Origin of the sequence: Asticcacaulis sp. AC460 (genome assembly GCF_000495795.1) — a bacterium.
In the GTDB taxonomy this organism is placed as follows: domain Bacteria; phylum Pseudomonadota; class Alphaproteobacteria; order Caulobacterales; family Caulobacteraceae; genus Asticcacaulis.
Genome location: NZ_AWGD01000038.1, coordinates 105,489 through 116,607, shown reverse-complemented (window position 1 = coordinate 116,607; position 11,119 = coordinate 105,489). Strand labels below are relative to the sequence as shown.

Sequence of the window (11,119 nt, the reverse complement as noted above, 5' to 3'; positions counted from 1 at the left end):
TTATTCCCCGTCCAGCCGAACCGGCCGGGGCGACAACTTTATCTCGTTATCGAAGAGAGCGGCGCTTATACCGCATTAAATTTCCGTGTCAAGCAATTCTTTTAAAAAGATTTTCTTTTCTTCGGAACCCTTGGGAGCGGCCGGGGCCGCCTCGTCGGGAGACGCGCTTTTAGGCGGGGGCCTCCCCCAAGTCAACAACGATTTTACGCTTTTTTGAGATAATTTCGTTACGGCCGATTTCAGAACTTTTGGGCCGTTTCATCGCCTTCCAGATAGGTTGGCGTCGCAAAGCCCTGGCCCTGTTTCAGCGCCCCTTGCGATACCTGCCAGGCAATGCCGGCCAACAGAACGGCCGTGGTAATCACGCTGCCTTCCGGGCCGAAGGCGCCGCCGGTGATCCACCACGGCACATCGGTCTGCATGAGATCGACGACGATCGGCTTGGCATCCAAGTGCTGGCCGCTGACCTCGACGCCGAAACCGACGCCTAGGAACCAGTTCCACGCCGTGTGCCAGGCGCACACGCCCCACAGGGAGCGTTCCTTGATCGCGTACAGCCCGAAGAAGATGCCGACCAGAACGATATTGGCCAGGCCCATATACAGTTCATTGGACGGCTTCAGGTTCAGGGCATGCAGGCCTGAGAACAGGAAGGTCGTAACCCCGACGCCCCAATACATGCCGTGGCGCGAGGCAATGATCTGCATCAGGTAACCGCGCATGGCGATCTCTTCGGTCGCCCCCTGAATGACGAAGCCGAGGAAAATGGCCACGATCGGGATGAACAGGCTCAGCGACGGCGCCGCCCAGAAACCGGCATTCTCAATACGATAGCCACCCAGCGCGAAAATCCCTCCGATGACCGCGCCGGAAAAGGCCAACCCCAGCGCCAGGCCGCGAACATACCGTTTCAGAAAGTCGCTGTTAAAGCCGATCGTCGCCAGGCCCCGCCGTTCGAACACCCAGACCCATAGAAAGAACAGAAGCGCGCTGCAGCCGAAGATGCTGAGCAACAGGGTGTCACCAGTCCAACTGACGCCCGGCTGCAGCGGTATCCCCGCCGCCATCAGGGCGATCCCGGCCGGCACCTGTCCCAGGATAATGAAGGCCAGGGTCAGCACGATGGCCGCCGCGGTCCACGTGCGGCGATGACGCTCGGTCCGCGGTGCGTAGAGTTCAATCCCGGCCATGTCGCCCTCCCTGATATAGAGAGGAGGTTTCCATAGAAACCGGAGCCTGGCAAGCTTCAGTGCCTAAACCTCAATGATAGTCGTCGACCGTGTCGTGGTCATCCTGGCGGACGGCCTGCGGCTGGCGCGGTCGGCGCAGGGTCCAGGCGATAGCGGCCACGGCGGCGACCGTCATCAACAGACCGGCATCCGGTCCGTACCAACTGCCATGCAGGAAGGCCGGCGCATCGCCATTGGGCACAATATGCGCCAGCAGCGGCGTCACCCCTGTCCGGCCACCGTCGATGCCCAGCCCCAGCCCAAGCCCCATCATCAGGTTCCAGCCGGCATGCACGCCGCACACGCCCCACAAACTGCCGTCGCGCAGCGCCTTCAGGCTGAGGAAGCCGGCCATCAGGGCCAGGTTGATCCCCCCCAGCAGGTGCTCGGGTGATTGCAGCAGGTTGCCACCCTGGATGATCAGCCCGGCGGCGACATTGAACACCAATGCCGGAATCGCCCCCCACTGCAGAGCACAGGTCTGCAGCATCCAGCCCCGCCACAGGGCTTCGGTCACCGTGGCCTGGACGAAGGTGCCGGCAATCACAAGGATAGCCGCCGTCAGCCAGACCATATCGAATCCCTGCAGGGCGCCCAGGCCGGCGAAACTGTAGACGCCGATCAGCAGGCCCACGGCGGCCACACCGGCCACCAAGAGGCATCCCATCAGGAAACCGCGCAGCAGTTCCCGCCGCGCCGGTCCGGCCAGGCCGATATCGCGCAGCGGGCGCTTCTCATAAAAGCGCAGCCACAGCCACAGACAGCCCAGAACGGGTAAGGAAGCAAACAGGGCCACCACGGCATCCTGCCAGCGCCCGTTCATGGCAGCGTTCAGCCCGAAGAGGCTCGCGATCCGGCCGGCAATCCATACGCCGGCATAGACAAATACCCATACCAGCGGCGCCGTCAGCAAGGCCCATGTGCTTCTGGTACGCGAACTTGCCACGGGGCCCCTCTTCTGCTGCAGCCGCGAGACGCTTTCACGAAATCCCGGTCAAGGCAAGCCCGCTCAGGCGTCAGGATCGGTTTTCGCCAGTTTCGCCAGAACGCGGCCACGGCCCTTGGTCAGGGCAGTGACCACGCCGCGCCAGGTGCGGATCTCCTGCTCGGTCATGCGGGCGCGGTTCAGAACGACCCTCAGGTTGCGCACCATCGATTCCTTCTTTTCCGGCGGGAAGAAGAAGCCGGCCGCCTCCAGCTCGTCCTCGAGATGGCCATATAAGCCGTGCAGGAACTTGAGATCCGCCGGTTCGTCCATATTCTGGGTAAAGGCGGCCTTGGGCGCGTCCATCACCAGCAGCCGCCACTCATAGAGTATAATGTTCACCGCCTGGGCCAGGTTCAGCGAATGGAAGTGCGGATCAACCGGGATGGTGACGATGGCATGGCACAGCGCAATGTCCGAAGTTTCCAGCCCTGCCCGCTCAGCGCCGAACAGCAGGCCGGTCTTTTCAAAGGCCTGCGCAGCCGTATAGGCTTCGACGGCGGTCTGGCGCGGCGTCACCACCGGCAGATGGACTTCGCGGTTGCGCGCCGTGGTGGCGTAGACGGTTTTCAGGTCGGCAACCGCTTCGGCGACGGTCGGAAAGACTTTCGCGCCGTCCAGCGGCCAGTTCGCCCCGGACGAGGTCGCCCAGGCGCGATCCTGCGGCCAGCCGTCGCGCGGCGCCACCAGACGCAGTTCCTGCAGACCGAAATTGGCCATGACCCGGGCGACCGAGCCGATATTGTCGGCCAGTTGCGGCCGGTCGAGGATGACGCACGGCAGGGTCAGGTTGGGATCGAGTGGCGGCGCGGGTCGGGCATCTTTCATGCCGCGCACTTACGACAAAACTGCGCCGGGTCCAATGCAAAACGTCCTAAGTCCGACCATGCGTCCGTCACCCAGCCATTCCGCCAGCCAGCTTCCGGCCATCTGCGCCGGATCTTCACCGTCGTTCTGCGGCAGGGTGGCGCAGAGTTCGGCAAAGGACATGCCCGCCCGAAGCGCCAGGATCGCTTCGTATTCGGTCAGGCTCACCGTGCGAAATTTCGGTTCCAGGCCGTGACGCCAAACCGCCATGGCCACCGCCTGCGGCAACCGCGCCACTGCCGGCGGCGTCTGGTCGTGCGCGAGGGCCTGCCAGATGGCGGCGGCATTGCTGACGATCGGCCGCAGCGTCAGGGTCGGGGCGAACGCCAGCCCAACCGTGGACCAATCGGCGGCGGCCAGTTCTGCCGGATCGAACGCCGGACTGTCCTCCCCGCCGAAGGCCGCATGCAGCGCCCATTCCAGCCAGGCCAGTTCCGCCACCTCGGCATCATCTGGGTAAAGTTCGGCCAAAACCTCCGCAAAGGCATGGCCAAATGTGTTCAAGGTCCAGGTCCGCGAGGGATGCCGCGCAATATAGACTAACGCGACAGCGTCGAAGGCGTTCTCGCCGAGCCAAAGATGCAGACGCGGAAAGACTTCGGCCAGGGCACCACGCAAACGGCTGCGATAGGCATTGTGATAGACGGCCAGCCCCGGCGACTCCGGCACGCTCGTTTCCAGCAGCGTGGCCAACATCGCGGCCTGAGCCGTGGCGAGTTCGCGCATCACGCAGCCTGCCGGGCCTGACCGGCCAAAGAACGGGCGCGGTCCAGTTCGGCGCGCAAGTCATCGAGCGGCGGAATGTCGTCATCGCGCTCGATCATGACGGCAACTTCGCCGCAGCGCGCCACCGTCTGGGCGTACAGTTGCCATACTCCGTCGGGCACTGGCTGGTCGTGGGTGTCGATCAGCAGGCTTTCGCCCTGGCTGTGGCCGGCCAGGTGGATCTGCCGCACCCGGTCGAACGGCAGGCCGTCGAGATAGTCCTGAGCCGAAAACCCGTGATTGTGGGCGCTGACATAGATGTTGTTGACGTCCAGAAGCAGGCCGCAGCCCGTCCGCGCACACAGTTCCGACAGAAAGGTCCATTCGGTCAGACTATCTTCCGGATAGGTAATATAGCTGGACGGATTTTCGATCAGAAGGCTGCGTTCCAGGACATCCTGGGCCTGCCGGATATGGGCCGTCAGCCGGTCCAGCGCCGCTTCGGTCAGCGGTAGCGGCAGGAGGTCGTGGCTGTTGATCCCGCCCGTGCCAGTCCAGCACAGGTGATCGGACACCCACAGCGGCCGCGCCCGGTCCGCCAGGGCCTTCAACCGTTTCAGATAGCCATGATCCAGACGTTCGCCGCCCAGCGACATCGACACGCCGTGCATGGCCAGGGGATAGCGTTCGCGCACCCGGTCCAGGACCTGGAGCGGTCGGCCGCCGTCGACCATGAAGTTTTCCGAAATGATCTCGAAAAAGTCAGCCAGCCCGTCCGTGTGCTGGACGTCAGCATAGTGGACAGGCCTCAGGCCCAGGCCGAAGCCCGAGAATCGCGGCGGTGAAACATGGGAGGGCGCGGACTGGGTCATGGCGGGTAACGGCCCCATCCCGTAGCCGGGACGGGGCCGGTTCATACTCAGCCGATATCGCCAATGGTGCCGCCGTCGGCCAGGCAAGCCTTGGCGGTCATCGCCTTGAAGCCATCGCCCTTGCAACTGTTATGCCCCTTGCACTCATGAGTCGACGTCTTGCAGTCGGACTGGCCTTTACAGCTATGGACGCCGTAGCAGTGGACAGTGTCATCGGCCGAGATGGCGGCGCCGGAGCTGCCGGCCGGCGCGGTCGCGGCGGTGGCGAAGCTCGACAGGGCGAGAAGGGCGGCGGCGGAGGCGACGGTGGCGCCGGTCTTGAAGGAGATCATGGGAAGTTCCTCAGAAGTGGGATGTGCCGTGCTGGCTTTGAGGTATACGGCGCCGCAGGACAGGCGGTTACGGTAGGCATGAAATAATCAGCCTGTGCGCATCACTGAAGTTTGAACTTGACCATTTCAGCACGCCAATATAGTGAAGTTTAAACTTGAATATGGAGAATCCCATGACTGCCGTTCACGCCACCTTCGTCATCGAAAAGACCTATCCGCATCCGGTCGCGAAAGTCTTTGCCGCCTTCGCCAATTCCGACATCAAGCTGCGCTGGTTCCGGCACGGCGTGGCGCAGCCGGGCGACAGCTACGACAACGACTTTCGTTTGGGCGGGCTGGAAAAATCGCGCTGGACCATGGGGCCGGAAACACCCTTCCCCGGCGCCGTCCTGTCGAGCGAAGCCCTCTATCTCGACATCGTACCGGACCGCCGCATCGCCTGCGGTTCCAACATGATGATGAACGGCACGCCGTTTTCGGGCTCGCTGGCGACGTTCGAGTTCGCCGCGGACGGCGACGGCACGAAACTCACCCTCACCCACCATGGCGCCTTCTTCGAAAACGCCGACGGCCCGCAGATGCGCGAACACGGCTGGGGCGAGCTGCTGAAACGCCTGGGCGCGGTTTTGTGACCGACGCCCGTAAGGTTCTGCAGGCTTTAGGTGACGCGACCCGGCGCGACATGGTCGAACGCCTGACCGACACGGCTATGTCGGTGTCGGCCCTGGCCGCGCCTTACGACATGACCCTGACGGCGGTCGGCCAGCACCTGGCTATTTTAGAAGCGGCCGGCCTGGTCAAAACCGAGAAGATCGGCCGCGTCCGTTCCTGCAGCCTGAACAGCGCCGGCCTGGACGTGCTGGACGCCTGGACCAGGGCGCTGCGCTCGACATGGGAGCGCCGCCTAGACGCGCTGGGGGACGTTTTGGATGAGAAGTAACTTAATCTTATCCTCCACCGCTTGCGGGGGAGGTGCTGAGCAAGCGAAGCTGAAAGCGTAGCGCGTCGAAGCGGAGGGGGAGCCGGAAACTCGGAGCTTCTAACGCCCCCTCCGTCTCGACGCGTTTCGGCCCATAGGGGACCTCACTTGCTCGACACCTCCCCCGCAAGCGGTGGAGGATAGTAAAAGCCTCTACCCGACCCGCCGATAGGTCATGCTCATAAATGCCTTCCAGCTGCCGTCGGGCTGCAGCAGTTGCGACGTCAGGGTGCGTTTGTCGCCGCCTTCGAAGGCGTAAATGTCACGATATTTCCGCATCTCGCCGGTCTCGAAGTCCGGCCCGTCGCTGTTGAGCACCAGCCGGCCGTCGCCATCGAGTTCGCCTTCATAGACCCAGAGATTTTCCATCATCGACCCGATCCAGCTGCCGACGAACTTGCCTTTGGCCTGGTCGAAGCCCAGGGTCAGCACCGTCGTCGCCGCACCGCCGCCTGGCATCTGGCCATTGCCTTCGACCACCGCCCAGACGCCGTACAGGTTGCGCCCGACCTCTTTCCAGTTGTCGGAGCGTTCCTCCGGCGGCGTATCCGCCCCTTGGACGACTTCCCAGGTACCGGTGAACTGTTCCAGCCAGCGATGCTGGGTCTGAATATCGACTTTCATGCGCGCCTCCTGTGCTGGAAGGCACCTTACCAGAGGCAAAATCAAAAACGGATAAGGATCAGGCCGCCTTCAACCGGTCGACAAAGCTGTCGACCTCGCCCTGAAGTTCGCGCGCCATGGCTTCCAGGTCGCCGCACAGCTGCATCAGGCCCCGCGACGCCGCGTCCGACGACTTGGCGTCATCACCAACGCGCGCGATGTGATCGGACATCCCGGCCGTGCCCATGGCCACGCGTTGCGTCGTCGCGGCGATATCGGCCGTGGCTGCGCTTTGCTGGTGCATGGCCTGAGAGATGGCGCCGGCGGTTTCGCACACCCCGCCCAGGGTCGTGACGATGCGGTCGATCGACTCCACGGTCTCGCCGGTCGAAGCCTGGACACCATTGATGACGGCAGCGATTTCGTCGGTCGCCTTCGAGGTCTGCGACGCCAGTTGCTTGACCTCCGACGCGACCACGGCAAAGCCCTTGCCGGCATCCCCGGCGCGGGCGGCCTCGATGGTGGCGTTCAGAGCCAGCAGGTTGGTCTGGCTGGCGATCGAGCGGATCAGTTCGACGACATCGCCGATCTTCTGCGCCGAACGCGACAGGTCGGCCACCGATGCCTGGGTGGCCGCTACCTCGCCGGTCGCCCGGGTGGCGACGTCATTGGAGTGGGCGGCCAGGCTGTTGATTTCGGCGATCGAAGCCGACAACTCCTCGGCGCCGGCAGCCACCGCATCGATATGGCCGCGCGCTTCGTCCGAAGCCGTGACCATGACCTGGGTCCGCTGCATCGACCGGTTCATGGTGTCGGCCAGGCTGGAAGCCGCCCCGGCAACCTGGCCGGAAAAACCCGAAAACCGGCTGGACAGGGCATTCATGCGCTCGACGAACTCGGCGCTCAGCGCTTCGCGGCGGCTCAGCGCCTCGATCTCGCGGCGACGGCTGTCCTCCTGCTGACAGGCCAGGCTCTGGGCCTCGCGGCCAGAGGCCTGGGCGGCTTCCAGCGCCTCACCGGATTTGGCGAACAGATCTTCGATATGCCCGACCAGCCAGGCCAGGACCACCGACTGGACGACCAGGATGACGGCATGGGCCAGGACGCGCAGCAGTTCCGGTGCCGCCGACGGGAACACGGCCAGCGGCATGGCGTAGTTGAGCACCAAATGGTGGACGGCGACGAAGCCGGTATAGGCCGCCAGGGCGCGCCAGTCGCACCAGCCGGCGCAGACGGCCAGGCTGGCGAAGAAATACATATGCATGTCGATCTGCAAATCATGGCCGCGCAGGGCGAAGACCATCAGGCTGACCATGCCGGCCGCCGCCAGGGACGTCACCATCCGCGTCGCCGGCGCCGTAGCATCGCGCGACCAGACCCAGGTCGCGGCGGCGGCCAGCATGACGCCACCAATGACCGCGGCCCAGTGGATGCCGCCGCGGCCGAACAGGCCGATCACCGGGATCAAAAGGGCATTGACCCACAAAAAGCCGATCAGGAAACGCGAAAATTCCAGGCGAAGTTGGTTCAGACCGTCCACGGTTCAGGCTCCTGAAGAAGGGGATTGGCAGGCTGCGAGGCCGCCGGCATCGATGACCAGCCAGGCGCCTGAGGCGTAAAGCTGCGACACCAGTCGCGAGTCGTCGTGGGCGGCGAAGGCGATGAAGGACCAGCGCCCGGCGCCGGTGATGCGGCCGCCGGCGTGCGAGATGGCGACCAGCGCGTCCGGCCGCTGGCTCCACGGCGCCACGATGACGGCCAGGTCACGACCCGGCTGAGGCGCTGTCGCGGCGCCGCAGGTCACCCCCAGCAGCAACAGGCTGAACAGGGCAACAATCCGGACGGAAGATCGGCTTTGCGGAAACGACGGGACTTCGGACATGATGCGGTACAGTGTGTAATAGGTGGCCCCACGTTTCGTGATACGCGCACAGGGATAACAAAGTTTAAATATCGCATTACGCCCATGTAAAACGCCCGTCGCGCCTATTTGCGGATGCGGGAAAATACGTCTATAGGGAGCCCGTTCGCGGCGGCCATGAGCCTGTGCCCTCCGGCCGTCAGCGCCCGTTCGAAAGGAATTTTCAATGGCTAAAATCAAGGTGGCAAACCCGGTCGTCGACATCGACGGCGACGAAATGACCCGCATCATCTGGCAGATGATCAAGGACAAGCTGATCCATCCCTATCTCGACATCGACCTGCAATATTTCGACCTGGGCATGGAACACCGTGACGCCACCGACGATCAGGTCACCATCGATGCCGCCAATGCTATCCGGGCCTGCGGCGTCGGCGTGAAATGCGCCACCATCACCCCGGACGAAGCCCGCGTGAAGGAGTTCGGCCTGAAGAAGATGTGGAAGTCGCCCAACGGCACCATCCGTAACATCCTGGGTGGCGTCGTGTTCCGTGAGCCGATCATCTGCCGCAACGTGCCGCGCCTGGTCCCCGGCTGGACCCAGCCGATCGTCGTCGGCCGCCACGCTTTCGGCGATCAGTACAAGGCCACCGATTTCCTCGTCCCCGGCCCCGGCAAGCTGACCATGAAGTTCGAAGGCGACGACGGCACGGTCCAGGAATACGAAGTGTTCAAGTTCCCGGGTTCGGGCGTCGCCATGGGCATGTATAACCTGGACGAATCGATCCGCGACTTCGCCCGCGCCTCGTTCGAATACGGCATCGCCCGCAACTATCCGGTTTACCTGTCGACCAAGAATACCATCCTGAAGGCCTATGACGGCCGCTTCAAGGACATCTTCCAGGACATTTTTGACGCCGAATACGCCGCGAAGTACAAGGAACTGGGCCTGACCTACGAACACCGCCTGATCGACGACATGGTCGCTTCGGCGCTGAAGTGGTCCGGCGGTTTCGTTTGGGCCTGTAAGAACTACGACGGCGACGTCCAGTCCGACACGGTCGCGCAAGGCTATGGCTCGCTGGGCCTGATGACCTCGGCCCTGGTCACGCCGGACGGCAAGATCATGGAAGCCGAAGCCGCCCACGGCACCGTCACCCGCCACTATCGCCAGCACCAGAAGGGCGAATCGACCTCGACCAACTCGATGGCCTCGATCTTCGCCTGGACCCAAGGCCTGAAGCACCGCGCCAAGCTGGACGACAATGCCGAGCTGAACCGCTTTGCCGAGACGCTGGAAAAGGTCTGCATCGACACGGTCGAAGCCGGCGCCATGACCAAGGACCTGGCCCTGCTGGTCGGCCCGTCGCAAGGCTGGCTGACGACCGAAGGCTTCCTGGACAAGGTCAGCGAGAACCTGACCAAGGCCCTGGCCGCCTAAGGCAGCCCAATCTCAAAAAGTGAAAGCCGCCGGCTCACCCCGGCGGCTTTTTTCGTCAGGACTACCCCACGCGCAGTGACAAACGCCCTCCTCTCCACCTTGTGGGGAGGGGGACCGCGAAGCGGTGGAGGGGTACAGGCCGGTGCACAAACAGCGAAACTTAATCCTGATGCGCGGTCGCCTTGGCCACGCCCTTGCGGACCTTGTGCTTGAACACCGAGTAGATGATGGTCGAGATGACAAACAGCAGGATGAAGTTATAGGCCGTCACGGCCGCCACCATCCGGGCATTCTCACGGTTATAATCCACCCGTCTCAGATAACATCCCGAAGTATCGAAGGCATTGAACGTGATCTGGTTCAGGGTCGCGTCCAGCCAGTATTCCGCCGTCACCACCGCATGGTCGGGCGACCTGGCCTCCGCCAAAGGTAAATCCACTGCCCCCGCCTGACGCAGCCACTGCGAACAGGCCGTTGGCCGCGGCAACATATAATAGTTGGTCTCGCTGCTGATCGTCACCGGCGGGTTCCATAACGAACTCAAACCACCGCGCTCCGGGTTCAACGCCACTCCGGCCATGACGAACACCGTCATCATCCCCGGCAACCCCAGTATATAGAGCAGGTTCTTCCCCGCGAGACCCAGCCGCCGCGGCCCCTCCTGGTTGACCGGCTTTTCCATGTCGACGACCCGGATCTCCCAGATGGCGATCAGAAGCGGTAGACAGATGGCCGCGAACAATCCCGCCCAGATCAGCACCTGCGGCACGAATCCCGCCGGCCGCACAGCCAGGGTAATGCCCGCAACGGCAGCACCAACAATCACGACAATGACCCGCGCTGCCTTCCAACCGTCGAATTCATGGTGATGGCCAGCAATGCCGCGCGTATTGGCCAACAACATATGAAACACGGACCGCACGATCAGGATGGCGATCAGCACCAGCGCCAGGGCGACGCTGCCCAACGACAGCACGGTAAACCAGTTATCGCTGTTATGCACCCCGCGTCTCCCCGCAGCTTCCGGCCGTTAACCATTTGCGATACAGCTACGGTAAAATGTCAAGACGTTGACGCAAGGTGAGTTCACCGTCAGAGTGCCCAACGATCGGCGGGAGGGAAGATATGACGAAATCGGCAAAGACAGTGACTCGACGCGGGTCGCTGCGGCAACTTAGCGCCTGGGCGGCCGGCCTGGCTGCGGCGCCGGCCGCAGCGCTTTCAAAGCCTAAAGAACCTTGCACC

At 63.3% G+C, this 11,119-nt stretch carries 13 protein-coding genes; 3 read left to right on the top strand and 10 right to left on the bottom strand.

Features of this window, described 5'->3' with window-relative positions; translation table 11 throughout:
* Nucleotides 1-239 precede the first annotated feature (239 nt).
* The 6 genes from ABAC460_RS45145 to bufA2 all read right to left on the bottom strand — a co-directional run bounded on the left by ABAC460_RS45145 (nt 240) and on the right by bufA2 (nt 4,990).
* Nucleotides 240-1,190, bottom strand: a complete 951-nt coding sequence (locus tag ABAC460_RS45145; protein ID WP_023455472.1) for a CPBP family intramembrane glutamic endopeptidase — start codon at nt 1,188-1,190, stop codon at nt 240-242.
* Nucleotides 1,191-1,260: 70 nt separating this feature from the next.
* Entirely contained in the window at nt 1,261-2,175 is a 915-nt protein-coding gene (locus ABAC460_RS45140; protein ID WP_155914748.1) for a CPBP family glutamic-type intramembrane protease, read from the bottom strand.
* Between the two features lie 63 nt (nt 2,176-2,238).
* Nucleotides 2,239-3,042, bottom strand: a complete 804-nt coding sequence (locus ABAC460_RS45135) for an RNA methyltransferase (protein ID WP_031237443.1) — start codon at nt 3,040-3,042, stop codon at nt 2,239-2,241.
* A 9-nt stretch (nt 3,043-3,051) separates the two neighbouring features.
* The gene (locus ABAC460_RS45130) at nt 3,052-3,807 is read right to left on the bottom strand and encodes an HvfC/BufC N-terminal domain-containing protein (protein ID WP_023455469.1); all 756 of its coding nucleotides are present in this window, start codon (nt 3,805-3,807) and stop codon (nt 3,052-3,054) included.
* On the bottom strand, nt 3,807-4,658 hold the full coding sequence (gene bufB, locus ABAC460_RS45125; protein ID WP_023455468.1) for an MNIO family bufferin maturase: 852 nt from the start codon (nt 4,656-4,658) through the stop codon (nt 3,807-3,809). Before bufB ends, ABAC460_RS45130 begins: the two co-directional genes overlap by 1 nt.
* A 47-nt stretch (nt 4,659-4,705) precedes the next feature.
* Complete coding sequence (gene bufA2, locus ABAC460_RS45120) at nt 4,706-4,990, bottom strand: BufA2 family periplasmic bufferin-type metallophore (RefSeq protein WP_023455467.1); 285 nt, start codon at nt 4,988-4,990, stop codon at nt 4,706-4,708.
* Nucleotides 4,991-5,163: 173 nt separating this feature from the next.
* On the opposite strand from bufA2, the gene ABAC460_RS45115 reads away from it, so the two are divergent.
* Nucleotides 5,164-5,622, top strand: coding sequence for an SRPBCC domain-containing protein (locus ABAC460_RS45115; RefSeq protein ID WP_023455466.1), 459 nt, complete (start codon nt 5,164-5,166; stop codon nt 5,620-5,622).
* Nucleotides 5,619-5,930, top strand: coding sequence for an ArsR/SmtB family transcription factor (locus ABAC460_RS45110; RefSeq protein WP_023455465.1), 312 nt, complete (start codon nt 5,619-5,621; stop codon nt 5,928-5,930). Before ABAC460_RS45115 ends, ABAC460_RS45110 begins: the two co-directional genes overlap by 4 nt.
* 192 nt (nt 5,931-6,122) lie before the next feature.
* On the opposite strand, the gene ABAC460_RS45105 is transcribed toward ABAC460_RS45110, so the two are convergent.
* The 3 genes from ABAC460_RS45105 to ABAC460_RS45095 are packed head-to-tail and all read right to left on the bottom strand — an operon-like array spanning nt 6,123 to nt 8,454.
* Nucleotides 6,123-6,593, bottom strand: a complete 471-nt coding sequence (locus tag ABAC460_RS45105) for a DUF1579 domain-containing protein (protein WP_023455464.1) — start codon at nt 6,591-6,593, stop codon at nt 6,123-6,125.
* 58 nt (nt 6,594-6,651) lie between these two features.
* Nucleotides 6,652-8,112: a methyl-accepting chemotaxis protein gene (locus ABAC460_RS50555; RefSeq protein WP_023455463.1), complete on the bottom strand. Its 1,461-nt coding sequence runs from the start codon at nt 8,110-8,112 to the stop codon at nt 6,652-6,654.
* Between the two features lie 3 nt (nt 8,113-8,115).
* Nucleotides 8,116-8,454 (bottom strand): hypothetical protein, encoded by a 339-nt coding sequence (locus tag ABAC460_RS45095; protein ID WP_023455462.1) that lies wholly within the window; start codon nt 8,452-8,454, stop codon nt 8,116-8,118.
* A gap of 205 nt (nt 8,455-8,659) precedes the next feature.
* Here ABAC460_RS45095 and ABAC460_RS45090 point away from each other — a divergent pair, with 205 nt between their 5' ends.
* The gene (locus tag ABAC460_RS45090; RefSeq protein ID WP_023455461.1) at nt 8,660-9,874 is read left to right on the top strand and encodes an NADP-dependent isocitrate dehydrogenase; all 1,215 of its coding nucleotides are present in this window, start codon (nt 8,660-8,662) and stop codon (nt 9,872-9,874) included.
* A gap of 160 nt (nt 9,875-10,034) precedes the next feature.
* Here ABAC460_RS45090 and ABAC460_RS45085 read toward each other — a convergent pair whose 3' ends face one another.
* Nucleotides 10,035-10,877 (bottom strand): hypothetical protein, encoded by an 843-nt coding sequence (locus tag ABAC460_RS45085; RefSeq protein WP_023455460.1) that lies wholly within the window; start codon nt 10,875-10,877, stop codon nt 10,035-10,037.
* Nucleotides 10,878-11,119 lie beyond the last annotated feature (242 nt).